The organism is Lacticaseibacillus sp. 22, assembly GCF_055413445.1.
The window spans coordinates 39665-65055 of sequence record NZ_JBVAYD010000006.1 but is presented as its reverse complement, the minus strand read 5'-3'; the positions used below and the strand labels follow the sequence as shown (position 1 = coordinate 65055).

Annotated in this window: 23 protein-coding genes; 9 read left to right on the top strand and 14 right to left on the bottom strand. The window is 47.5% G+C overall.

Annotated features, from left to right (window positions below; all coding sequences use genetic code 11):
* Positions 1 to 277 precede the first annotated feature (277 nt).
* The 9 genes from ACWP87_RS04685 to yycF all read right to left on the bottom strand — a co-directional run bounded on the left by ACWP87_RS04685 (position 278) and on the right by yycF (position 11912).
* The gene (locus tag ACWP87_RS04685) at positions 278 to 2104 is read right to left on the bottom strand and encodes a heavy metal translocating P-type ATPase (protein ID WP_014570196.1); all 1827 of its coding nucleotides are present in this window, start codon (positions 2102 to 2104) and stop codon (positions 278 to 280) included.
* A 450-nt stretch (positions 2105 to 2554) separates the two neighbouring features.
* On the bottom strand, positions 2555 to 2995 hold the full coding sequence (locus tag ACWP87_RS04680; RefSeq protein WP_015765099.1) for an Hsp20/alpha crystallin family protein: 441 nt from the start codon (positions 2993 to 2995) through the stop codon (positions 2555 to 2557).
* Between the two features lie 160 nt (positions 2996 to 3155).
* A complete protein-coding gene (locus ACWP87_RS04675) occupies positions 3156 to 3560 on the bottom strand; it encodes an iron-sulfur cluster biosynthesis family protein (RefSeq protein WP_014570198.1) in 405 nt (134 codons plus the stop codon).
* A 591-nt stretch (positions 3561 to 4151) separates the two neighbouring features.
* The gene (locus tag ACWP87_RS04670; protein ID WP_005690646.1) at positions 4152 to 5486 is read right to left on the bottom strand and encodes a S1C family serine protease; all 1335 of its coding nucleotides are present in this window, start codon (positions 5484 to 5486) and stop codon (positions 4152 to 4154) included.
* A gap of 649 nt (positions 5487 to 6135) precedes the next feature.
* Complete coding sequence (locus tag ACWP87_RS04665) at positions 6136 to 6954, bottom strand: MBL fold metallo-hydrolase (RefSeq protein ID WP_024305740.1); 819 nt, start codon at positions 6952 to 6954, stop codon at positions 6136 to 6138.
* 72 nt (positions 6955 to 7026) lie between these two features.
* Positions 7027 to 7824, bottom strand: a complete 798-nt coding sequence (locus tag ACWP87_RS04660) for a two-component system regulatory protein YycI (RefSeq protein WP_005685005.1) — start codon at positions 7822 to 7824, stop codon at positions 7027 to 7029.
* A gap of 55 nt (positions 7825 to 7879) precedes the next feature.
* On the bottom strand, positions 7880 to 9283 hold the full coding sequence (locus ACWP87_RS04655; RefSeq protein ID WP_005685006.1) for a YycH family regulatory protein: 1404 nt from the start codon (positions 9281 to 9283) through the stop codon (positions 7880 to 7882).
* Entirely contained in the window at positions 9273 to 11183 is a 1911-nt protein-coding gene (gene walK, locus ACWP87_RS04650; RefSeq protein ID WP_014570200.1) for a cell wall metabolism sensor histidine kinase WalK, read from the bottom strand. The genes ACWP87_RS04655 and walK overlap by 11 nt, the downstream gene beginning before the upstream one ends.
* A gap of 15 nt (positions 11184 to 11198) precedes the next feature.
* The gene (yycF, locus tag ACWP87_RS04645) at positions 11199 to 11912 is read right to left on the bottom strand and encodes a response regulator YycF (RefSeq protein WP_005685008.1); all 714 of its coding nucleotides are present in this window, start codon (positions 11910 to 11912) and stop codon (positions 11199 to 11201) included.
* Between the two features lie 478 nt (positions 11913 to 12390).
* Here yycF and ACWP87_RS04640 point away from each other — a divergent pair, with 478 nt between their 5' ends.
* The 4 genes from ACWP87_RS04640 to argH all read left to right on the top strand — a co-directional run bounded on the left by ACWP87_RS04640 (position 12391) and on the right by argH (position 17284).
* A complete protein-coding gene (locus ACWP87_RS04640; protein ID WP_005685009.1) occupies positions 12391 to 13065 on the top strand; it encodes an alpha/beta fold hydrolase in 675 nt (224 codons plus the stop codon).
* 93 nt (positions 13066 to 13158) lie between these two features.
* Positions 13159 to 14607 carry an ABC transporter substrate-binding protein/permease gene (locus ACWP87_RS04635; RefSeq protein ID WP_005685011.1) on the top strand — a complete coding sequence of 483 codons (1449 nt, stop codon included), beginning with the start codon at positions 13159 to 13161 and terminating at the stop codon, positions 14605 to 14607.
* Between the two features lie 60 nt (positions 14608 to 14667).
* Positions 14668 to 15888 (top strand): argininosuccinate synthase, encoded by a 1221-nt coding sequence (locus tag ACWP87_RS04630; protein ID WP_005685012.1) that lies wholly within the window; start codon positions 14668 to 14670, stop codon positions 15886 to 15888.
* Complete coding sequence (gene argH, locus ACWP87_RS04625) at positions 15881 to 17284, top strand: argininosuccinate lyase (RefSeq protein ID WP_005685013.1); 1404 nt, start codon at positions 15881 to 15883, stop codon at positions 17282 to 17284. The genes ACWP87_RS04630 and argH overlap by 8 nt, the downstream gene beginning before the upstream one ends.
* A 130-nt stretch (positions 17285 to 17414) precedes the next feature.
* Here argH and ACWP87_RS04620 read toward each other — a convergent pair whose 3' ends face one another.
* The 4 genes from ACWP87_RS04620 to ACWP87_RS04605 all read right to left on the bottom strand — a co-directional run bounded on the left by ACWP87_RS04620 (position 17415) and on the right by ACWP87_RS04605 (position 21154).
* Complete coding sequence (locus tag ACWP87_RS04620) at positions 17415 to 18515, bottom strand: DUF871 domain-containing protein (protein ID WP_005685015.1); 1101 nt, start codon at positions 18513 to 18515, stop codon at positions 17415 to 17417.
* A gap of 17 nt (positions 18516 to 18532) precedes the next feature.
* The gene (locus ACWP87_RS04615; RefSeq protein ID WP_005685016.1) at positions 18533 to 18952 is read right to left on the bottom strand and encodes a DUF3284 domain-containing protein; all 420 of its coding nucleotides are present in this window, start codon (positions 18950 to 18952) and stop codon (positions 18533 to 18535) included.
* A 39-nt stretch (positions 18953 to 18991) separates the two neighbouring features.
* Positions 18992 to 20353 (bottom strand): PTS sugar transporter subunit IIC, encoded by a 1362-nt coding sequence (locus tag ACWP87_RS04610; protein WP_005685017.1) that lies wholly within the window; start codon positions 20351 to 20353, stop codon positions 18992 to 18994.
* Positions 20354 to 20443: 90 nt separating this feature from the next.
* The gene (locus ACWP87_RS04605) at positions 20444 to 21154 is read right to left on the bottom strand and encodes a GntR family transcriptional regulator (RefSeq protein WP_005685019.1); all 711 of its coding nucleotides are present in this window, start codon (positions 21152 to 21154) and stop codon (positions 20444 to 20446) included.
* 214 nt (positions 21155 to 21368) lie between these two features.
* On the opposite strand from ACWP87_RS04605, the gene ACWP87_RS04600 reads away from it, so the two are divergent.
* Both ACWP87_RS04600 and ACWP87_RS04595 read left to right on the top strand, forming a co-directional pair.
* A complete protein-coding gene (locus ACWP87_RS04600; RefSeq protein WP_005685020.1) occupies positions 21369 to 21698 on the top strand; it encodes a PTS sugar transporter subunit IIB in 330 nt (109 codons plus the stop codon).
* A complete protein-coding gene (locus tag ACWP87_RS04595) occupies positions 21698 to 22027 on the top strand; it encodes a PTS lactose/cellobiose transporter subunit IIA (RefSeq protein ID WP_005685021.1) in 330 nt (109 codons plus the stop codon). The genes ACWP87_RS04600 and ACWP87_RS04595 overlap by 1 nt, the downstream gene beginning before the upstream one ends.
* 127 nt (positions 22028 to 22154) lie before the next feature.
* On the opposite strand, the gene ACWP87_RS04590 is transcribed toward ACWP87_RS04595, so the two are convergent.
* Positions 22155 to 22706 (bottom strand): GNAT family N-acetyltransferase, encoded by a 552-nt coding sequence (locus ACWP87_RS04590; protein ID WP_005685022.1) that lies wholly within the window; start codon positions 22704 to 22706, stop codon positions 22155 to 22157.
* A 749-nt stretch (positions 22707 to 23455) separates the two neighbouring features.
* Between ACWP87_RS04590 and ACWP87_RS04585 the strand changes: the two genes are divergently transcribed.
* The 3 genes from ACWP87_RS04585 to ACWP87_RS04575 all read left to right on the top strand — a co-directional run bounded on the left by ACWP87_RS04585 (position 23456) and on the right by ACWP87_RS04575 (position 25318).
* Positions 23456 to 23920 carry an NUDIX hydrolase gene (locus ACWP87_RS04585; RefSeq protein WP_015765103.1) on the top strand — a complete coding sequence of 155 codons (465 nt, stop codon included), beginning with the start codon at positions 23456 to 23458 and terminating at the stop codon, positions 23918 to 23920.
* Positions 23920 to 24438, top strand: a complete 519-nt coding sequence (locus ACWP87_RS04580) for a kinase (protein ID WP_005685026.1) — start codon at positions 23920 to 23922, stop codon at positions 24436 to 24438. Before ACWP87_RS04585 ends, ACWP87_RS04580 begins: the two co-directional genes overlap by 1 nt.
* 256 nt (positions 24439 to 24694) lie before the next feature.
* Positions 24695 to 25318 carry a hydrolase gene (locus tag ACWP87_RS04575; RefSeq protein ID WP_005690622.1) on the top strand — a complete coding sequence of 208 codons (624 nt, stop codon included), beginning with the start codon at positions 24695 to 24697 and terminating at the stop codon, positions 25316 to 25318.
* Positions 25319 to 25391 lie beyond the last annotated feature (73 nt).

Here is a 25391-nt window from a genome sequence, read left to right as displayed (position 1 = left end):
TATCCTTATGTGGCTTCCCATATGCCCACTAAGCAATGTCTTTTGACTCACTAGGAATTGTCGGGCGCTCCCGAGTCACTATCCCATTACTATCAAAGTTTTACCCGTTACAGTCTAGATCTTAATTATGTTTTGTAGCAGCTTAGCAACCCTTGATGACATAAAATCGGTCACCTTACTGCAAAAAGCTACTTGCACCAAAAAAAGGTCCAATCAGATGCGCTTATATCGCGCGTATCTGATTGGACCCTGAAATCTCTTGATCTTAAATTGTTAATTAAGCACGTGCTTCTGCGCGAACCGGATCAACCAACGCCTGCCGATGCAAGCCATTACGTGCCCGCAGCGCATATAAAATGGTGACCGTATCGACGACTTCTTGCAACATGGCGCCAATAATCGTTGGAATGACGCCGAAGCTGGCAATGAGCATCAATCCGGTACAAATCGCAATCCCGATCAGCACTGACTGCTTGGCAATGACCATGGTTTCCTTGGCGATCAAGGTTGCTGCTGCCACTTTTGCTAGATCATCGCGTAACACCACCGCATCCGCTGACTCACTGGCAGCCGTTGCGCCATGTGCACCCATGGCAATCCCAACATCGGCAATCGCCAGCGATGGTGCATCGTTGACCCCGTCACCCACCATGACAACGGGACGATCATCCTTAGGCACATTGTCCAGCACTTCAATCTTTTGCTGCGGCAATTGCTCAGCATACACTTGGTCAATACCGACTTCTTGAGCGACCTTATCGGCAATGGATTGTTGGTCACCAGAGATCATGATCAAGTTGGCATCGTTTAATTCGTGCAATTTGGTCATGGTTTCTTTTGCTTCAGGCCGAATTTGGTCGGAAAAAGTAATGGCACCGGCATATTGGCCATCGACATTGACATAAACCGCCGTTGTATCCAAAGTGTCTTTTGCATCGGCGAACTCAGCCTTGCCGACTTTAACCTTATGCCCGTCAACGGTTGCATAAACACCGAAACTAGTTGCTTCACTGACCTCGCTTGCCGGCAGCCGATCTGCTGCTGGCACTGCGTCTGTCAACGAGCGCGCCAAGATATGGGTCGATTGGCCTTCTGCACTGGCAGCTAGATTCAAAAGCTCATCTTGGGAAAAACCGGCTTGCGGTAAAACTGTCGCGACTTTCAAAATACCACGGGTGACGGTTCCGGTTTTATCAAAAGCGAAAGTCCGAGCGTCACTCAATTTTTCAAGGGTAGTCCCCGACTTCACAATAATCCCGTTACGGCTATTGCGACTCATACCCGAAACCATGGCAATCGGTGCCGCAAGAATCAATGGACAAGGCGATGCGACAACCAGTACCTGCGCAAACCGAACCGGGTCACCAGATAAGAACCAACCCAATCCGGCAATGACATAAGCAACTAACGTAAATGGTACCGCATACCGGTCTGCCATCCGGACGAAATGAGCCGGACGAGCTTCGGATTCCTTAACAAGTTTAATGATTCCCTGATATTGACTGTCTTCTGCTCGCTGCGTAACTTTAACGGTTAATGCCGAATCCCCGTTGATCGTCCCAGACATGATGTCACTACCTGCGTTTTTGGCAACTGGTTTGGATTCACCGGTCAAACTGGCTTCATCCACCAAACTCTCGCCTTCCAAAACCGTACCATCGACTGGAACAACTTCTTGAGGCTTAACCAAAATCGTCTCGCCCACTTGAACGGCATCAACGTCAACATCTTCAACGTGGCCATCAACCAACCGATGAGCTGTCGTTGGTGCGTTTTCTAATAACTGCTTCAGTTCACTGCTGGCTTTTGTCGCAGCATAACTTTCCAAGGCGTCCCCACCAGTCAGCATCAGCAAAACAATCATCGCTGCCCAATACTGACTGACTGCCAAAGTGGCGACTACCGCCGTAATTGCTAACAAATCAACCCCGAAATTACCTGAACGAATGGTCTTGACCATGCCGCCGAACATAATCAAAGCAATAATTGACCCCATGACTGTAATCAGTCCCTGAGCAATCAATGGCTGTTTTAATATGAACGCAAAGACCAGCGCCACAGCACTCACAACAAGCACCATCATAAGCTGCCAGTTCTTCTTCATTGTTGCCACTCCCTTTTCCTAAGTACCCCAATTATAACCATTACAATTTAAAAATGCAACCCTTTTTAGAACGAATATAATCTGGACGTTCAAATCCTGTAACCGATATAATTCAGTCTAGGCTAACTCAGTAAACGATGAGGATAGCAAGTGTTAGCTCGGAGCTGTTTTCTAGGCCTTCACCTAGACAATTCTCTTTTCGGTTATCCTAAATGTTTAACTTCTATTATACGCTTTTACAGCGAAACGAATCATCAATTTGAACTTATTTCCTGTTTTCAGTGACCTCATCTGCTCTGAAGAAGCTGCTACTGCTGTCACTTTGTTCGTCAGGATCAAATGACCGGTAGCTAGTTATTGCTAAGCGCCCCTGCTCACGCTCGAAAAAGAGCCGGATCAGTTTCCCGATCCGGCTCCTCAAGGTATTCATACTAGACAAACAGATCCGATTCAATCAATCGTAATCTGATGCCCATCCTGCTGCTCGGCTGCCATCTTTGGTAAATCAATGGTCAAAACGCCATCACTGACTTTAGCACTAATCTTACCTTCATCAACGCTTGTCAACCGATAGCTGCGGCTCATGCGGCCATAGCTGCGTTCAGACATTAGCATATTGCCCTCCTTGTCTGAATGATCAGCCTGTTCCTCATGTTTAACTGCAATGCTGAGAACATCATGGTCATAGCTTAAATTGATATTTTGCTTCTCGATCCCAGGTACATCAACCTTCACAACATATGACTCGTCATTTTCCTGAATATCCGTTTTCAGCAGGCGACTGTTGTCAACCCCACGAGTTGGCGTAAAGCTGTCAAAAATATGCCGTCCCAAATCATTGAAGAATGGATCATTCAACCAATCATTCCGCCGCATAAGATCATTAGCCATCATCGAAAACTTCCTTTCATTTTGAAGGTTACGACTTCCTCTTCCGAACATCTTTAGTATAACACAAAAATTAGCACTCGTCATGTTAGAGTGCTAATTTGAATTTTCTGCTATTTTGATTGTTTGTCGTTTTACAGGTTCAGCGGATTATGATCGTACATTAACAAATCTTGCCGCCTAGCGATTTCATTTCCTCACGGCGTTTGTCATCATTTTGCGGTGTTGAAGTTACCTGATTAAGGGTAACGGCACCGTCTAAAATACCACTATCATCACGCAAGGCTAACGAAGCATTTTTAAAATCAAGCGTCAGGCCGCTTCCGAAATAATCGGTTTCCAGATCGCCTGTGGTCAGCTTCAAGCCCGCATCATTTTCCAGTGGCAATGCATAGTCTTGGTCGTCCTGATTGGTCACAACAATTTGGTACTTATTGCCAATAGCACAGGAGCCGCCTAGTTTCGAATACTTACTTGAGCCATCATCTAATGCCAGAAACAAATGTTGATCCTTTGCAACGTGCTCGTTCAAGTACGTCACTGCAGCTGGTTTAATCGTGATTTTCATGACGGACCATCCTTTCAAATACATTGTGCACAATTCTTTTACCTATTTCATCGTAACCACTTCCGCAGCCGAAGTCAAATGTTAAGTTTTTCGCAGCAAACAACAGGTTGTCCACACCGGTTATCCACATGTTCAAAACTCAAGGCCCAAAATATAGTATTAAGTATGCCCATTGACACTAAATAGACGATTCAAAAAATTCAAGTAAAAAATTTTTCGACACCGTTCATCCACAGTTTTTAATTGTTCGATTTCACAAAGTTCAGCCGCTTAATCCCGCTCCAGCAGCCGGGAACAAACGTTTTGTCACAAGTCAAAAAAGTTTATCCACAAGTTATCCCCAGTTTGGTGGACAACTTACTCACACCCGGAAATCTTAGTTATGAACAGTATCCACAGAGTTATCCACAGGCTAGGGCATCTTTTTACGCAAAAGTTACCCACTCTTGACAAATCTTTTACTTGAACTTTTCCACAGATTAGCGCTAAAACTTTCGTGAAATTCTGAAGAAACCGCTTTCGACTAATTTCGCTGAAAGCGCAAAAGAGCCTCGATCAAAAGACGAATCTTTTAATCGAGGCTCTCATCATTTAATTCTTCAAATCACTTGTTGTCTGTGAAAGTTTTATAGATACGGTTTGCTGCTCACCTTTACGATACAAGGTCAGTTTGACGGTGTCGCCGACTTTATGCTTATAAAGTTGCGTGTGTAGCGCAGCGGTATTGGAGACGCTGACACCATCCAGCGCAGTGATGACATCATACTGTTTCAATCCTGCCGCCTTGGCACTGCTGCCACTGGTAAAGCCGCCGACAACGACCCCGCCGGTAACACTTTCAGGTAACTTCAAAACGGATTTTTGCTGACTGGCAGAAACGGTGGACAAGTCGCGCACTTCAATGCCTAGCGCTGGCCGAACAACTTTACCATTTTCGACCAATTGATTGATGATCGAAACGACTTCATCACTTGGAATCGCGAAGCCCATCCCTTCAATCGTTGCTCCTTCAGAACTGCTGCTCGAGCTTCCGGATAGCTTCATTGAATTAATTCCGATAACCTGACCTGACAGATTGATCAACGGGCCACCTGAGTTCCCTGAGTTGATCGCGGCATCCGTTTGAATAACCGTTGCCTGTCCGGTGGTGTTACCACTGCTATCGGTCACATCAACGGTACGACTCTTCGCACTGACAATCCCTTGCGTCACACTGGTAGCATACTGTGAGCCCAGCGGCGACCCGATTGCCAAGACAGTTTGCCCGGCTTCAATCTTGCTAGAGTCGCCAAAGCTGGCAACTGTGTTAACCTTACTGCCATCAATTGTCAAAACCGCCAAGTCAGACGTTGAATCGGTTCCGACTAAACTGGCTGTCAGTTTGGTTCCATCGCTCAAAATAACTTCGAGCTTATCCGAACCGCTCACCACATGGTTATTGGTGACAATATAAGCCTTGCCATCTTTCTTTTGATAAATAACACCAGAACCTTCGCTGGCCTCTTCAAGACTTGATGAACTACTGCTCGAACTACTGTTATTTTGGTTATCCTGGCCAAAAATGCCTTCAAGCCCGCCAAAAGTATCCAGCCCATCGCTGTTACTTTCAGCCTTTTGCATGTTAACAACTGAGACGACTGCGCCTTTAACCTTTGCAAAAGCCTGTTCTGAAGCACTGCTTTGATTGACTGAAACATTGGAAATCTTGGTCGTTCCGGCTTTACCAGAGGTGTCGGTCACGCCAAGGCTTGTCGTATGGTTGATCGCCCAATAGGCAGTACCGCCACCAACACCGCCACCAATCAAGGCAGCCACAACAGCAACAATTGCGGTCTGCTTCAAACCATTCTTCTTCGGTTTTTCCGCCGACCGTTGCGGCTTCTGATCCTGTGGCGTCTCCTGAAAGTTATGACTTCCGTTATCCATAACGGTTTCCTCCTTACGGGCATTCTAACTCACCCTGTTTACACAGATTATTGTAAGTGACGATTTTGACGAAACTATGAACAACATCGTATTTTTTAGTGAGCGCGAACCGGCGCGTTTAGGAGTCGGAGTGTAAGTGGCCGACCCGGGCTTGGTCATTGCGACTGAGGTCCTTACACGCAGACTCCTGCGCCGGTGAGCGCGTTATGGTGAGCGTGAGCCAGCGCTTAGGAGTCGGAGTGTAAGCGGCCTTGGGCGTAATGGCCGCACTTTGGCCATTGCGACCAAGGTCCTTACACGCAGACTCCTGCGCTGGCGAACGCGTTATGGGCATAAACCAGAACATAAGCGGCCTTAGACGTAATGGCCGCACTTTGGCCATTGCGACCAAGGTCCTTACACGCAGACTTCTGCGCTGGCGAACGCGTTATGGGCATAAACCAGAACACAAGCGCCTCGAACGTAATGACCCGAGCTTACCCATTGCGACCAAGGTCCTTACATGCAGACTCCCACACCAGTAAACGCGTTACAACGAGCGCAAACTACGACGAACACCCTCCCCAACCCACAAAAAAACCGGCCAGCTTACATGCTCCCATCTAAGTCGTCCGTTTTTTCACACTGCTAAAACTGCTTTCAAACCGCTTCACACAACAAACAATGGGTCGGCAACTGCCGGGTCAGTGTCATAAATATGAAAGTCATGATCCACCGCCAGACCTTGTTGTGCCAACAACGACGCCACGGTTAAATGCGCCAGTGGCTTATTGTTGTTATGCGGTGATAAATGCCCCAAATAAATCCGCTTCGTCCGCAAACCGATGACATCCATCAAAGCATCCGCACCATCCTCATTGGACAGGTGCCCTTGATCGCTTAAAATCCGTTGCTTCAACGGCCACGGATACGGACCTGTCCGCAACATTTCAAGGTCGTGATTGCATTCCATCACATACGCATCGGCATCGCGAATCGTCCCGGCAACCCGATCTGAAACGTAGCCCGTGTCGGTTAGGATAGTGAAGGCCTTGCCGTCATGATGAAATTGGTAAAACTGAGGCGCGGCAGCATCATGCGAAACGCCAAAACTTTCCACATCTAAATCACCTAACGTCAAAGTTGTCCCCATATCAAACAACCGCAGCTGTGCTTCAGGAATTTTGCCCACACTTTTTGGTAAAGCTGCAAACGTCTTGGCATTCGCATAAACGTTGAGCTGCGGATAACGTCGCGCCAACACGCCTACACCACGCACATGATCGCTATGTTCATGCGTGATAAAAACACTGTCAACATCGGTTAGATCTCTGCCGATGCTCTTCATCAGCGCTTCAATTTTCTTGCCTGATAAACCGGCATCCACTAACACCTTGTGACCAGGCGTTTCAATATAGGTTGCGTTACCAGAGCTGCTGCTGGCAAGGACACTGACACGCATCCCAAAATCTTCGCCCACGATCACCATCTCCAAACTTTTTACCATTTAGTCAACTGCCTGATCTAGGCAATCGGCTCTCACTGCCGTCCATTCTACCACTTAACTGTCATTACGGTTTTTCATAACTGTTCGAGTAATCGCATTGACACGTTTTACCGTGACATTCCCGGTCGAGCGATTCTTGACGCCAATGTACCAAGCCGGGACATAAACCGTACTGCCTTTTGCATCAAGCAGGTAACTATAAGCCAACTGTGTGGACACAATCGCCGAATTATTAGGGATATCATTGTCACGATACAAAGCAATGACAGCATCCTGTTCACTCATCAAGCTTAAATGATCCCGCAAAATGTTTAATTTGGTCAGATAAGTCTGCGTATAACTAACCAGACGATTATCGGATACATGCAATGTCACTGCCGCACGCCGATCGTAAATCAGTCCGGCTTGGGGATGCTGGGCAAACACCACGCGTTCGTCATTAGAGAGCGCCGGTGCATACTCATACTCCTTGCCATGGTAGACATTGTTTTTAACAAAAGTCTTCATCTGGCGCAGTTCCTGATTCTTTTTTAACGTTATGGGCACATCCAGATTGGCTTGCAATTCCTGATAATCGCCTTCGCTAATGGAAACCTGCTGCTTCACCAGGTTCGTGCGTGCCGCGGTTAATGCTGAGTTGGCTTGACTTGCAAGATAATCGCCTTTGGGTGTCTTTTTGCTTAAACGCGGCAGCTTAATTTGATCGCGCGTAATGTCCGTGATGGTTGCCGCATCGCCACTTTTAATCGTTGCCAAGTCAACCTGCTGCGCCTGAAAATAGCTAATTCCCAGGAAAATATTCAGGCCGACAAACACAACTAGAAAGATCCATTCAATCCGTCGAAAATCCACAAAATCGCCTCCCTCAGCAAGCAGTTTATTAGCTTGTCAGTTAGTTAAAGATCCGTTATTGCGTTGGCTCAGATTCGCTCGCACTACTATCATCATTGCTCGGCGTCGCAGTCTGGCCGCTAGCGGCATTGGCAGACGCATCGCTACTATGATTCAGCCAGCTTTGATAATCCCGATATTCGCCTTTCATCTCAACATAATAAGTCGGCTGCAAATCGATCACTTGCTGATCATTGCTACTACCGGTCCACTGGTAACCAATCAGGATATCCGTAATCTGACTGGCACGATAGCCCGCAGCCACTAGCTGATTCACCACGGTAGCAGTTGCCGGTAAGGTTTGTGCCGGTTGATTTGTAGGAATCGGCACCGTCAGATTGGTATTAGAGAAATTAATCTCCTGTGATGTCTGCGTATACCGAACAGTAACATCACCTTTTTGATCCACATTAAAGATCGGGAACCCTTGCGCATAGGTTTTATAAACCACTTCGCCACGGCTGGCATCATATTGAAAATACCGCATACTAGCCAGGTTTGTCATCTGCAAATCGCTAAGTCCTTTGAAGGTCGCGTGCAGGAAATTAGTTAATCCACTGTCAGGAAATGTTGCCGTATAGTTTTCAAATTCAATCGCACCGGTTCCCGAATCAGCGGTCATTCGTCGAGTCGAACCCGCAGTATAAAGCGTGCTATCACCAATTTCACGTGCATCGACATTGCTGGCGGTTTTCGATGGCATTAACAAGGAGACATAATAATTGGCACTTTGTTGATCCATCAGATAAGCATATGGCGGCAGTTTGATTGGCTGCGTAAAGAACGCAACTTCGTGATTGCCTAACCGCTTTTCTTCAATTGGAAAAGCGCGGGTAACCTGGGTCGTCACAAGCTTTTGGAGCTGATCCTGTGAGACGTTGGCTAACTTGGCTTCGTAAACTCTCCGCGTGGCATCGTTAATTAAGGTCAGTTTTTTAACCGCACCATCTAAATTCACCAAAACCCGATTAAAGTGAAAATCGGAGGCTTTGATTTGATCTTGCTTGCTAAAAAACCACTGTTCAAATTGTTTAAAACTCATGACGTCTTGATAGATAAGTTGCAGGCTGCCATCTTGTTCAAGGTAAGTTTCATAATTAGCCGGCGAGACTTTTCCCACCGCTTTAACCTGCGTCATATGCCAATCCGCCATTGCTTGTTGAACTTCATGGTCGATATTGGCATTGGCTTTAAATAGCAGCTGCTTTTGACCACGATGCGTGTAATAAACTTGGTTAGGCAGGTAAACGTTGCCTTCCATTTTTTTAACATTCGGATCGTTTTCGGTTGTTACCTGCACGTTCGATGTACTTCGACGCTCCAGCCGCGATGGATTTCGCCAAATCAATGACGTAAAGACGAGGCTTAAAATAACCATGGCGATCAGACTCACGCGCAAAATCCAACTACTAAGCTTCATCCCAGTCATCTCCTCCATCGGTAATCGGTTCGTATGGCAGTGAGATATAGAATGTGCTGCCACGGCCTTCTTGTGAATCGACCCAAATGCGGCCATGTAAGGCTTCAACGACTTCTTTTGAAATCGCCAAGCCTAGACCGGTTCCGCCTTGTTTGCGGGAGCGCGCCTTATCAACGCGATAGAAGCGATCAAAAATTTTACCCAGATCCTGACGCGGAATTCCTAGCCCTTGATCACTGATGGACAAAATCACGTGATCGTGCATCTGGAACAACCGTGCTGTGATCACGCCGCCATCCGGACTATATTTAATCGCGTTATTCATGATGTTATCAATCACTTGCATGAACTTGTCTGTATCGATTTCAACCCAAAGATCTTCGTGGGTAATTTCCCGCTTAATCGAATAACGCTTCTTTTGGCCATCCGGCTGTGGCAACGGTTGTGCAGTCCGCGCCTCACCGGTGTGTTCGTTATCCGTCTTGAGCATCATGTCGAATCGGTCCAGAACATAGTTGAAGAACTCATTTAAATTGACGGTTTCAAGGTTGAACTTACTGGTACCGGAATCTAAACGCGACAGACTCAGCAAGTCGTTAATCATTCGAATCATCCGGTCAGTTTCCTCTTGCGTAACATTTAGAAACTGCGGTGCCAGCTTAGGATCTTTCCACGCACCATCACTTAACGCTTCAATATAACTACGCACTGAGGTCAACGGCGTGCGCAATTCATGTGACACATTGGAAACAAATTCCTTACGATCGCGATCAATCTTTTGCTGCTCCGTTACGTCATGCAAAACCGCGACCAGTCCCGAAATAAAGCCGGTTTCGCGTTGGATCAAGCTAAAATCAACCCGCAAAATCAGATCATGATCAAGTTGCTCCGAAAAATCCAACAACAATTCAGTCTGGTGCTCAAGTAAGTCACGCAAAGTATAATCCTTGGCGATATTGAGTAACTTCAAAATCGAAACGCCAATAACATCCTCATTTTTAGTATTGAGAAAACTCAACGCGGTCTGATTAATAATGATGACATTACCGCGCCGATCAGTAGCAATCACGCCATCGGTCATATGAGCCAACACGCTATCCAACCGGCGCCGTTCCGCTTCGGAGGCTTCTTGGGCTTCTTCAACACGCACACTTAGATTATTGACGGCGACTGCAAGCTGGCCAAGTTCATCCTGCCCGTAAATTCGAACCTGACCGGAATAGTCCCCACGCGCCATCCGAATCGCCTGTTTTTTCATTTCGTCAATTGGCCGGGTGATCGCGCGACTAATGACAATGGAAAGTAACGTACCCAATAAGCCAGCGACTAAACTGGAAATCAGAAAAATACCAACGATTTTATTAATACTATCGTAGGCTTGCTCCATTGATGCTGAAATGGCAATCGCGCCAATGACCGAATTATTGTCGCCGGTTGCGTTCGGATTCTTAATCGGTACAACCTTGTAATAAGTCGATCCTGTACGCTCCCGATATTCATAGCCTTCGTATTGTTGGCCAGAGTACAACGTGTTTTTAATGTTGGAATTAGCTGACTTTTGCCCAATATTAGTCTGGGCGTTAATATCACTGTCACCGCGAATCGTTCCTTTTGCGTCAATCACTTGTAGATCAGCCGAATTGGCAATATCTGCCTGACTCAAGGTGCTTTTAATATCGTCATTGGCATTGTCGGTATCGGTGCGCAACAAATCCGCGGCCAGCTTATCTTGAATATAGCTGTCCACGTTAACACTCGTCTTGAACTGTTCAATATTTTGCTGCTCTAAGGTCTTAACAAAATAGGCCCCGATCATTTCCAATGTCACGACCAGCAAAAGAATAAAGACGATCGCGATTTTAAAGTGAATTGACTGAAAGAAGCGAATCTTTTTATTCAACAGTGGTGCTCCTAATTATTCAGCGTCAGGATTTCGCAAATAATAGCCTACGCCGCGTCGGGTCACCAACCACTCAGGATGGGACGGATTGTCTTCGATCTTCTCGCGGAGGCGGCGAACCGTCACATCCACAGTCCGGACATCGCCAAAGTAGTCATAGCCCCAAACTGTCTGTAGCAGATGTTCGCGGGTCATAACCTGTCCCAAGTGGCGGGCAAGGTAATGCAGCAATTCAAACTCGCGGTGGGTTAATTCGATATTCTCACCGCGTTTAGATACCGTATACGCGTCCGGATGAATCGTTAAATCGCCAACTTCCAATTCACGATTGGCTTCGTCTTCCTCACTGCCGGCAGCATTGGCTGATGAGGTACGGCGCAAGTTAGCCTTCACCCGCGCAACAAGTTCTCGATTGGAAAACGGCTTGGTAACATAATCATCTGCCCCAAGCTCCAGTCCTAACACTTTATCAATTTCGGAATCCTTCGCCGTCAGCATAATAATCGGCGTGTCATGTTCTTTACGAATTTGTCGGGCAACTTCAAGCCCATCAATTTTCGGTAACATCAAATCAAGTAAAATCAAATCAGGTGATTCTGATTCAACTTTCTTCAAGGCTTCTTCGCCATCATATGCAGTGACGACATCATAGCCTTCTTTATCCAAATTAAACTTGACGATATCAGAGATAGGCTTCTCATCGTCAACGACCAAGATTTTTTTCGCCATCATCGGCCCTCCTTGGTTTAAGATACACTTCTATAGTATAACGGTTTTAAAGCAAGAGCGCGAGCCGGTGCGCTTAGAAGTCGGAGTGTAAGTGGCCTCAGCCGTGATGGCCGGGCTTTGGCCATTGCGGTTGAGGTCCTTACACGCAGACTTCTGCACCGGGGAGCGCGTTTAAGCAAGAGCGCGAGCAGGAGCGGTTAGCAATCGGAGTGTAAGTGGCCTCAAGCCTAAATGGCTGGGCTTTGGCCATTTAGGCTTGAGGTCCTTACACGCAGACTTCTGCACCGGGGAGCGCGTTTAGGAAAGTGTCAACCCTTCCTCGGTCTACTCTTTAAGTGACTTCCGCTACTTCGATCCGCCTCCGCGATGGTAGCCCCCCAGCTCTTGCTTTCTATCCCAGAACCCGAAACAAGGAACTTATCCCACCGCTACTTACCGTTAGTTAACACCCCACGCATGAATTTTTGGAGGTTATTTTATGTTTTTCCACCACGATCATCTGAAGCTCTACTATCAAAAAAGCGGCCACGGACCGGCGATTATATTGCTACATGGCAACGGTGAGGATCATACCCTTTTCGCCGATTTAATCACGTATCTCGCCCCGCATTATACTGTGATTGCCTTGGACAGTCGTGATCACGGTCAAAGTTCGGCTACGGAGCAACTTAGTTATGATGCGATGACGTCAGACGTTTCAGCTTTAATCACTGAATTGGAGTTAGCCCGACCGATCATACTCGGCTTTTCTGATGGTGGCATTATTGCCTTGTTGCTGGCAATTCGGCACCCCGAACAAGTCGGCGCTTTGATTGTTGCCGGGGCGAATCTGACGCCTCAAGGTTTACGCTGGTATTCGCGCATTCTTTTTCGTATTGCCGCTGGTCATCGGCCATCTCCTAAGTTAGCCATGATGCTCCATGAACCGCAAATCACCCCGCAAATGCTGCATAGGATCACCGTGCCAACCTTAGTGCTAGCGGGCAGCCGCGACTTGATTACACGTAAAGAAACTTTTTCGATTGCCAGTTCGATTCAAAATGCCGAATTGCATATTCTCCCCGGCGAAAACCACAACTCATATATTCGCGATAACCACAAGCTTTGGCACCTTATCAGACCGTTTCTGGCCGGACTGCAAGCGGTCGATTAAAATGAATTATTTTTGTATATTTAACATTTTGCTTGCATATTCATTCCAATGAGTATATATTCAATCCATAATCATTAATGAGGAGTGAACTATATGCGGGGAATCAAACATTGGGCGGTCGCGATCATTGCGCTGATCGCTATGATCGTCGGCTTCACCAGTTATCAGCCGGTTCCAACGGCAGCTGCCAGCAAAGACTTAGCGGCGATTCAAAAACGCGGCTATTTAGTCGTTGGTCTGTCCGCCGACTACGCCCCATTGGAGTTCCACGCCACGATTAACGGTGCTGACACCATCGTCGGCGCAGATATTTCCATGTCCAAGCAAATCGCTAAGGACATGGGCGTGAAACTGCAAATCAAAGAAATGAACTTCACGGCGCTGATCGGGGCTTTAAAAACCGGCAAGATTGATTTGATCGTCTCCGGTATGTCCAAAACACCTGAACGGGAAAAAGAGGTTAACTTTTCAACCCCTTACCTGTATGAAACGCAAGTCATGGTCATTCGCAAGGCCGATAAAGCCAAGTACAAATCGATTGCCGACTTTTCCGGAAAACGAGTAGGGGCACAAAAGCAAACGACGCAGGAACAGCTTGCCAAGACCCAACTGCCCGGTGCAAAAGTCACGAGCCTGGATAAAGCAAATGATGTGGTTGCACAAATTTCGTACAACAAATTGGACGCCGGGGTTTTGGCTAGTACCATTGCCGACTCCTATGTTGCCCGGACACCGAGTTTAACCGTGATTGACCCGCATTTTGCGACTGACAAAGCCCCAACTGCCATCGCCGTCAGCAAGCAATCGCCTGCCTTGTTAAAACAAGTCAACAAGACGATCAGCAAAGTTAAAGGCGCCAAATACAAAAGTTATCTGCAAGCCGCCTACAAACTACAGGATCAGGATCAAGGCTTCTGGGCTAAGTACGGTAACTACTTTATCCGCGGCGCTATTTATACTTTGGTCTTCGCGGTCTTAACAGTCTTATTCGGAACTATCATCGGCACGCTGCTTGCCTTGATGAAACTCAGTCGCAATTGGCTGGCTAAAGTGGTGGCTAACATCTACATCGAGTTTATTCGGGGTACGCCGTTGTTGGTTCAAGCGTTCATCGTCTTCTTCGGTACGCAGATCCTCGGTTTAGATCTCAGCGCATTTGTTGCCGGCGCGATCGCCATGGCTATCAACTCCGGCGCATACGTTGCTGAAATCATTCGTGGCGGGATCAATTCCGTCCCTGTCGGTCAAACCGAGGCGGCTCGGTCTTTGGGTCTGCACCAAAGCCAGGCAATGCGATACGTCATTTTGCCACAAGCAATGAAGAACATCTGGCCGGCATTAGGCAATGAGTTCGTCACCGATATTAAGGAAAGCTCGGTCTTGTCCGTTATCGGTGCCACCGAATTAATGTTTGAAGGTACCGTTGTGCAAGGCGCCTCGTTCAAACCATTCCTACCACTGGTCGTTGTCGCCATTCTTTACTTCATCATGACGTTTACCCTATCACGACTACTACGCCTGATTGAAAAACGGTTTAATTAACCTTTGCTTTAGCACGCCTGCCATAACGCGCTCACATTTATTAAGGGAGGATATATTTTCATGACAGAAAAAATTGTACTAGCCTACTCAGGTGGTCTTGATACATCCGTTGCGATTCCTTGGCTCATGGACAAGGGTTATGAAGTGATTGCGGTCGTCTTGAATGTCGGTCAACCGGATGCGGATTTTGACGCGATTCAACAAAAAGCGCTTAAAGTCGGTGCCATTGATTCGATTGTCATTGACGCCCAAGACGAGTTCGCCGATCACTATGTTGCGCCGGTCATCAAGGCCAATGCGTTATACGAAGGCGACTATCCGTTAGTATCAGCGTTGTCACGCCCATTAATCATCGAGCATCTGGTTAAAATCGCCCACGCCCAAAATGCCACCGCAATTGCGCACGGTTCTACGGGTAAAGGCAACGATCAGGTTCGCTTTGAAGCCGCGATTCACGCCTTGGATCCCGAAATGAAAATCGAAGCACCGATTCGTGATTTTCACTGGTCACGAGAAGAAGAAATTGATTACGCCAAAGATCATCATGTGCCAGTCCCAATCGGCAAAAAGTCACCGTACTCAATTGACGCCAATCTCTGGGGCCGTGCTAACGAAGCCGGAATTCTCGAAAATCCTTGGAATCAGGCGCCGGATGACGCATGGGGGATGACCGTTGCCCCTGAAGCAGCGCCGGATAAACCGACTTTTCTTGATCTAACCTTTCAACAAGGGGTCCCAGTAGCATTAAATGGTAACCCCATGCCGCTGGCTGCCATGATCAAACAACTTAATCAAATCGCCGGTGCAAATGGCATTGGTCGGATTGATAAAATCGAAAATCGTCTCGTTGGCATCAAATCGCGTGAAGTCTACGAAGCACCGGCTGCAGCAGTCATCATGACGGCGCACCACGATCTGGAAAACCTCACGCTTGAACGCGACGTCCAACATTTCAAGCCAACCATTGAGAATAAATTGACGAATATGATTTACGAAGCCCAATGGATCTCACCTTTATTCGATGCTTTGATGGCTTTCATCGATAAAACCCAAGCCGTCGTCAATGGCACCGTCAAGATGAAACTTTACAAAGGCAGTGCCGTCCCAGTCGCGCGTCAGTCCACTCACAACTCACTTTACGATGAAGACCTGGCAACCTACACCAGTGCCGATTCCTTTGATCAGGAAGCGGCCGCGGGCTTCATCAAACTTTGGACGCTGCCGACCACTGTCTTTGAGCAAGTCAACCATGTTCACTCCGAGGAAAAGCAACATGACTGATAAGCTATGGGGCGGCCGGTTCACCGAAAAAGCCGCGCACTGGGTTGATGCATTCGGCGCATCCATCAGTTTTGATCAACAAATGGCCAAAGAGGATCTTGAAGGATCGCTAGCCCATGTCAAAATGCTAGGCAAAACCGGCATCATCCCGCAAGCCGATGCCGACACGATCACCGCTGGCTTACATCACCTGCAAAAAGAACTGGCAGCAGGCAAATTGCATTTTACCGTTGAAAATGAAGATATTCATCTCAACATGGAAGCCTTACTGACAGCCGAAATCGGGCCAGTCGCCGGCAAGCTGCACACGGCTCGTTCCCGCAATGATCAGGTAGCGACCGCCCTCCATCTATGGCTCAAACATCGCCTGCCTGCTATTAAAGAGGCCTTGACGAACCTGCAAACCGTTCTCGTTGGTCAGGCGAAGGCCCACGCCGCCACGATCATGCCTGGTTACACCCACATGCAGCACGCCCAGCCAATCACCTATGGCCATTATTTGTTGGCGTATTTCGAAATGTTCCAGCGCGACTGGGAACGTTTCGACTTTACCCAAAAGCACACCGACATCTTGCCATTAGGCGCGGCTGCACTGGCTGGCACGACTTTTCCGATTGATCGCGAACTTGTGGCTCAGGAATTAGGCTTCGATCAGCTGTATCACAACAGTCTGGACGCCGTATCGGATCGCGACTTTGCACTGGAATTTCTCAGTAACAGCGCGATTTTGATGCAGCATCTGAGTCGCATGGCCGAAGAACTGATTTTGTGGTCAACATTTGAGTTTAATTACATCGAACTCGGCGATGACTTTTCCACCGGCAGCTCGATTATGCCGCAAAAGAAAAACCCGGATTTTGCCGAGCTGATTCGGGGCAAAACCGGGCGCGTATATGGTGCGCTGATGGGGCTGCTCACCACCATGAAGGCCATTCCGCTGGCGTACAACAAGGATATGCAAGAGGATAAGGAACCGATTTTTGATGCTTATAACACGATCCTTGGCTCCTTGCATATTTTCACCGGCATGCTTAGTGATCTCACGGTGCATGAACAGCGCATGGCCGCCGCCACAACGCATGACTTCAGCAATGCAACCGAACTGGCAGACTACTTGGCAACAAAGGGCGTTCCTTTCCGCCAAGCCCACGCAATTGTCGGCGAGTTAGTGCTAAAAGGCATCAAAACCGGCACGGCGCTTCAGGAAATGCCATTAAGCGAACTTCAGGAAGCCGCACCGCAAATCCAAGAAGACGTCTACGCAGAACTCACCTCAAAAGCAGCCGTCAATCGCCGTACCTCCCTTGGTGGAACAGCGGTTAGCAACGTTTTGAAAGAAGTTGCCCGCGATGAGAAAATCATTGCCGATCATGAAAACGCGGCACCTTCCATGTAAGTAAAGCAACGATATTTGAAGTTATGCATCACGACAAAATAAAATCGGTCTTAGAGTGGCAAGACGCTCTAAGACCGATTTTGCTTTCCTTACGACATTTGAATCAACAAGGACACAACGACTTCAATCATTACCTTGTGCGTTTTTGCAAACTAAACGTTGACCACGGTTTGATTAGCGTTAACAGATCTGCGTCATCAGCCGCAACATGGCCAATTAAATTCCGCTGGCCATCATCGCTAAATGGTGTCAAAACAATTTGGAATTCACCTTTATAGCGGCCATACGCATCGTTGACGATCACAATATCGCCGCGTTTGAAGGGTTGGCCATGGTCGTGGGCGGGAATACTGGCCGTGCTATACGTGATACGAGGCTGGGTATCCCGCAGTAAATACGCCGATGCATCCCCACGATATAAATGCGGCGCGGCAAATGCTATTTTTTCTTCAAGCGGCGTGATACTTGCCAACATTTCGGCATGCAAGATCGGGTATGGCGCCAGGAAAGTATCGGCAACGGTTTTGAGTTCCGCTTCAGTCGCGAAGGCATTACCGATGATCACGTCATCAATCAAGCCGGTCAGACACAAATGCGTTGTTTGACTGGCAATGTTGCGATGGCGATCAGACTCCATTGTCGGTAACCCATCATGCAGCGGCCAAGGCCCGATTTTACCGCTGGCTGACGACACAAATGCGGCGGTATGCAATCCATACTCCCGGTACTGCTGGGAGTATTCGGTAAAGATAGCCTCACTCAGACCTGTGAACGCCTGCGGATAGAAGTTATGACAGCCGATTAGGTTATCGCGGTTAGGATCATAAGCCATGATGCTCGCAAGATAATTGGTCCCATGGCTCATATTCAATTCGATTTTTAAGCCATAGGGATTGCGGGTCATCCGCGCTTCTTCCGCGCCGGTGAAGCCTTCATCCAGCCGCAGTCCCCAAACATGAAGCGTTTCAAAAAAACTCAGATCGTCATAGCTAATCTTCAGCTCCTTGAACAACGCCGGATTAATATCAACGATCGTCTTAAACCCAAGCTGATTGGCATAATCGATTGTCTGGCGAAACTTAGCCAGCAGATCTTCACCATCTTCCCCCAGCAGTTGCAAGAGTGAGGTGAAAATGCGGGTATAACCATACTGATGTGCCAGATCAAGATAGGCTTTGTTCTCCTCGAAACTGCTTTGATCCGGATAAAGCGAGATACCTAATCGTTTCATTTCACAAGAATCCCTTCTTAGTTAAAATACTGTGCTGCCATTTGCCGTGACATCTTCTTAAAGCGATGTTTGCGTTGCCAGTTTAATAAAAATCCGGCCGTGCGATTGTTGGCTTTGCCTTTTGCGGTTTTGCCTTCAATGATTTCAGTGTAATCCAGCTGCATCTGCTGATCACCGAGATCGCGTAATTGATAATCCACATGATAATGATCGCGGTCAGTGTCTAGTTCATACGCGTAACGCTGATTGGCAATGGCATGCGTAATCGTCAGCTTTCCCGTCATGCCATTCGCCCATTTCTTCTGGTACGTGAACCCATCAAGACTGCCCACCAGAACTTCTCGCCCAGTGTGCGCCTTGATGTCCGCCTGAGCCGAGCGAATCAGCTGCCCATACATGAACGCCGCCGGAACCTTGAGTGTCATCTGAATTTTCAACTGAAAACCGCCTTTCTAAAACAATTTTTCCTATAACCGTCAATCAGCAAGCTGGGCTGGTTTAATTCGATTGGCTGCTTTAACAAATGGTACATAGATTAAGAAGCCGATGATCATATTCACAGCCTGTAGCACGACTGCTCGCCAGTCCATGGTTGCAACTAAAGCATTTAAAAATGGCGGCATCGACCAGACAATCTGATTCTTGATCGGTGAGACCAACCCACTCACTACCGCGCCATAAGCAATGGAAACCATCACTACCGGCGCCAAAATAAACGGAATGAAGTAAATAGGATCAAGCACAATCGGCATCCCAAACATAACCGGTTCATTGACATTGAAGAACCCTGGCGCAATTGACAGCTTTGCAACTGCACGCTGATCATCGCGCTTTGAGAACATCAGAATCGCAATCAGCAGTAGCAAGGTTGAACCGGCGCCACCAATCCAGGCATATAAGTCAAATGAATTGCGAGTCCACAGATACGGCAGTGCTTGGCCTTTCTGAAAGGCATTGATATTCGCCAACTGCGCCGTTAACCAGATACTATCAAGCACCGGTCCTAATACATTGGTTCCGTGGATGCCGAAGAACCAGAAGACTTGAACCAAAATCGTCATAATCAGCACGGAACCGTAACCTTGACTCAAACTTAACAAAGGTTCTTGTAAAACTTTAGCGATAAATTCAATCACGGTCGTACCAAATTGAGTAAACAGATAGTTGATAATACCCACGCCGTACAAGGCAACCGCCGCCGGTACAATCCCGGTAAATGCATTAGCAACAGCCGGTGGAACCGAATCCGGCATTTTAATGGTGATATGTTTCTTCATCAACCAGATGTAAATAGTTGCGGCAATCGCGCCCATCAGCATAACGGTGAAGAAACCATACGCCCCGAAGAACTTGCCAAAGTTGAAGAATCCCCACATGCTGACATCTTTACCGGAAACAACCGCTCCGGCATCGGTCAATGTTTTTACGGCACCTTTTGCCAGCCCAGCCTTCAACGTCATGGTGAAGTTTTGCGGCAAGCTCATAATGAAGGTGCCCAAGGTGACGATTCCTGCCGTCACAGGTTCAACCTTGTACTGCACCGCGAGCTGATAGCCAAACGTGAATGAGAAGATTAAGCCAAGAATAGCTAAGGTTCCGGTCCAGACAACAGCGTTAATGCCGATAAGCCACTGCATTGAGTTAACGAAACCGGTCCAGCCAAATTGGGTCGGAATATCCCGAATCAAAGCGTTCAGCACGGTGGAAACCGCCCCTGCCATCATGGCTGGCATGATCGCAATAAAAGCATCACGTAAGGCCACCAGCCACCGGATTGATCCGATACGCGCTGCGATTGGGACAACATGTTTATTGAGCCAATTGATAAGTCCGTTCATCTTGTACACTCTCCTTGAGTTTTAAGCACGCTGGCCGCTTCTTGGCACACCAGCGCATAATGATTTCATTTGAACCAACTTCGGTTTTAACTACCGATTCAAATCGATATTGGTCGTATGGTAGTACAACGTTAGACCCGGATAAACAAAATAAGTTCGGGAAAAGTTGAAGACTTTGCCGCTAGCTAGATAGTTGATCCCGTCTAAGCACAGGTGATCAGTCTGTGCCGACATCGCCATCAACTCGGCATACTCGGCTGGTAATGGTCGTGATTGGATATAATTTTCCGTTGTGCTTCCAACCATGGCATAGGTGTTACGCAAATACGTGAAGATCGAACCCGCCGCAATCTCAGCTGAAAGATGTGGCACAATTGCTTGCGGAAAATACGATTCTTCCAAGTCGTACAATTGCCCTTTTAAATAGCGCAACCGCACGACTTGATAGACCATATCGCCGCGGCTGACATTCCCTCGTTGCGCCAAGGCTGCTGTCGCGGGGATAAGCGCAAACTTAACCACTTTGGAAGTCAGCGGTCCGCCTTTCACCATGGCTGTCTGATCAAAGCCTATCGACATATTGAGGACAGCATCGGATTGAGCCGAATGATCAATGACATAGTACCCGCTACCTTGAACCCGGCGAACCAACCCATGGGCAAATACCACATCCAGTGCCTTCCGAATCGTATTGCGGCTGGCTTGATAACGATCCATCAACACCTGTTCAGTCGGTAGCTTAACCGGATACTGACCAGCCAGAATATCTTGAATGAGTTGTTCGGCAATATCGTGATACATCAAAGTCCTCCTCCAAACTTAAAGTGTTCATTTATTTTCAAACCTATCAGCCACGGGCAGTTGCCATTGCGCGCTAACGGCATGATCCGCAACCTGACAGGTTAATGAGCACGGCACAATGTTCTGAAAGCGCTTGTAAAATTTGTACCTACGAATTATAATATCACATGAAACGGAAAACGATTACATTATTTTTAAAAAGGAGCCGATTTTCATGGCAGAAAAAAAGATCATGTTAGTTTGTGCAGCTGGTATGTCAACCAGTATGTTAGTAACGCGGATGCAAAAGGCCGCCGAAAAAGATGGACTTTCGGTTCATATTTTTGCTACAGCTGCCTCTGATGCAGACAACAAACTGGAAAGCGAAAAACCAGATGTCTTAATGTTGGGCCCGCAAGTCCGTTATCTTGAAAGTCAGTTCAAACGCGACCTCGATATTCCGGTTAGTGTCATCAACATGCAGGACTACGGATTGATGAACGGTGAAAAAGCGTTAAAGGCCTCACTCAAAGCCATTGATGACAGCAAAGGAGCGGAAGCCTGATGCCAGAAGACGACCAAAATCTTGAAACCGTTATGGGCTTGATCATGAACGGCGGCAATGCCAAAAGTTCAGCCTTTGAAGCCATTCACGCTGCTAAGGCCGGTGATTTCAAGCTGGCTGACGATAAACTAAAAGAATCGGATCATTTCCTCACCGAAGCGCATAACGTCCAGACCGGCATGCTCACAGCTGAAGCGCAAGGCGACCACGCCAAAGTCACCCTGCTCATGGTTCACAGTCAGGATCATTTAATGAATGCCATTACCTTCCGCGACCTAGCCGGAGAAATTGTCGCACTGTACAAACGGTTAGCCGAAAAAGAGGCCTGACAACACACTGTAGTCACCTGCAAAGGCTTATTTGTTGTGTCTAATTTTCGATATATCGATACCTTCCAGAAATTCAAAGCAAGCAAAAAGACGACTCACTTGAAGTCGTCTCTTTGCTTGCTTTATTTTACTTTGACTGCCGCTGTGCTTGCCATTCCTCACGTAAGATGCCGTACTTCACGGAATCCCAATACCGATCCTGATAGTAGCGAACCTGCCGCACGCGGGCTTCTTGTTTCATTCCTACAGACTTGGCAAGGCCGATCATGCGTTCATTGCCGGACCAAGTTGTGATCCCCAGATGTGGCAAATCAATGAGTCCGAAAATACGATCAATCCACTGATCTAATGCCTGCTTGCCAATACCTTTACTCCAATAAGTTTCATCGTAAATCACAATGCCTAAATCCAGCCACCGTTGCAAGTCGCCATCTTCGTAGTGCGCAGATACATCCCCAACCAGAATGCCATCGACCCAAATACCATTGACAAAAGGATTCGCCACCCATTGGTACCCTGTTTGATTAGCCTGATTCTCCTGCATCTCTTCCAGTGTCGGAACTTTATCGTTAAAGTAAGGTCCATTCCATTTGTGCCATTCTGCATTGGGATCGGAAAAGGCAACTTTCCACAACGTTTCAAGATCCTCGGTTTGAAAATGTTTTAGCGTTACTGTCATGCCTCAGCACTCCTCTTTTATGTTTGTTAACAACATACCACAATTATTGCCCGGGAAATAATCTAAGTTGTAGCTAGGTTAATCTAAATTTTAGTATGACACTTATTTGGTGCTGGTGTTAGACCATATTTAACCTGTAGGCTGGTTGGCGTATGCTGTAGCTAGGTTTGGTGATTTGTGTTTTTGGGTGCTGCAGGTGGTGCTCGCTCACCGGCGCAGAAACCTGCGTGTAAGGACCTTAAGCGCAATGGTCAAAACCCGGTTATCACGCTTAAGGCCGCTCATGTTCTGATTTATGCCCATAACGCGCTCACCGGCGCAGAAGTCTGCACATAAGGACCTTGGTCGTAATGGTCAAACCCGGGCAGCTCGCTTAAGGCCGCTTATGTTCTGGTTTACGCCCATAACGCGCTCACCGGCGCAGAAGTCTGCACATAAGGACCTTGGTCGTAATGGCCAAAACCCGGGCAGCTCGCTTAAGGCTGCTTATGTTCTGGTTTATGCCCATAACGCGCTCACTGGCGCAGAAACCTGCACATAAGGACCTTGGTCGTAATGGCCAAAACCGGGCAGCTCGCTTATGGCGGCTTATGTTCTGGTTTACGCCCATAACGCGCTCACCGGCGCAGAAGTCTGCGTGTAAGGACCTTAAGCGCAATGGCCAAAACCCGGCCATCACGCTTAAGGCCGCTTACACTCCGACTTCTAACCGCGCCGGTTCGCGCTTACTTTTTTTAGGAGGTTTTCCCTTGGCAGATTATGTTAAACAGATTCGTGCAAAAGTTGGCCATACGCCACTGATTATGGCTGGGGTTATTGGTATTTTGGCTGATGAAGCGGGACGGGTTTTGTTTCAGCAACGTAGCGATTTTAAAGGTCAATGGGGTCTTATCAGTGGCACCATTGAGTATGGTGAAACGCCTGCACAGACCATGATTCGCGAGTTTAAAGAAGAAACGAACTTAACGGTTAAGGTTGTTTCTTTGCTCGGGGTTGATGGTGACCTCATCCTTACTTATCCCAATGGCGATGTTGCACAATGGCTTTGTCCGGTGTTTCTCGTGAAACAATTAGGTGGCGAGCTTAGTGCCGATAACGATGAAACTGAAGAGTTGCAATACTTTGCGCCAAGCGAGGCACCGCGGCTTTTTAATCAGCAGCATCGTGCCGCATTGGCCCATTTCATTGCTGACGAAACGGGGTACTTCGATTAATGAAACAACTTATTATCCTCCGAGGTAATTCAGGTAGTGGCAAAACAACCACCGCAAAGGCCTTACGTAAGCATCTGGCTAACTCGCTGCTAATTTCTCAAGATGTTGTTCGCCGCGACATGTTAGCCGAAAAGGATAAGCCTAATAGTCCTAACATCGAATTGATTGATCTGATTGCCCGTTTTGGGTTTTCTCATCAACAAATTGTGATTGTTGAGGGTATCTTAAGTGCGGCTCGCTATGGCCAAATGCTTAAAGCGCTCATGACCACTGCCGATCAAAGTCTGGTTTACTACTTTGATCTATCGTTTGACGAAACTCTCCGACGCCACGCCCACCGCCCGCAAGCAGCCGCTTTTGGCGCAGAGGCTATGCATCGGTGGTTTCGACCGCATGACTATCTGGGCGTCCCCAATGAGCACTTGATTCAGGCTGATCAATCACAAGACACTGTCGTCAGTCGAATACTGGCCGATCTTAACAAGCGAAACTCTGATCAAGCGCGCTATTCCGACTGAAACCTTAGCCCACTTCGGAATTTTGGTTTAAAGACGTTGTATAACCTCCTCAGGGCAAAATATTACTGCTTTCGTCTGTTTCGGACTAGAATGATGGCGTGATGATGTTCTTGGTAAGTATTGGCATTCATGAGACTGCGTTAACTGGTACGGCAGCTAGCAAGTAAGGACCGAACAGCATATTGGGCTGAGGGTTTAAATCGCCTACCTGTTGGCTGTCGTTTTCGCAGTTGACGCCCACTAAGGAGTGTTTTTCATGACAAGTTATCCACGTCGCGATCCCGTGACAGATCAGCTGTTAACCCCGGAAAATTCTGCTTTGATTTTAATTGATTACCAACCGACCCAAGTTGAGTCGATTGGCTCGATGAATCACCATACGCTCATTCAAAATGTGGTGATGACGGCCAAGTTGGCTCAAGTCTACAAAGTGCCGATCATCCTTTCAACTGTTAACGTCAAAAGCGGTCGGAATAAGGACACGATTCCTGATCTGAAAAAAGTCCTTGGTGATCTGCCGAGTATTGATCGAACATCGATTAATGCGTGGCAGGATCAGGACTTTGTTGAAGCAGTCAAAGCAACGGGCCGCAAGAATCTGGTTATGGCAGCTTTATGGACCGAAGCCTGTCTGACTTTTCCAACCCTTGATGCTTTAGCAGAAGGCTTCCATGTCTTTCCTGTTGTTGATGCAGTCGGCGGCACATCAACGATTGCGCACGAAACCGCATTGCGCCGCATCGAACAAGCCGGTGCTCAGTTGACCACGAATGCCCAGTTAGCTTGCGAGTGGCAGCGTGACTGGAATCGAACCGAGACTGTCCCGGATTTTGTTAAATTGATGCTTGAGTCAGGCGACTTCATCAATCTGGGCGCTTAGTTTAAGGTGCTACAAGGATTTACAGGTTGAATCGGTCTTAGAGGCGAAATATGTCTCTAAGGCCGATTTCTCT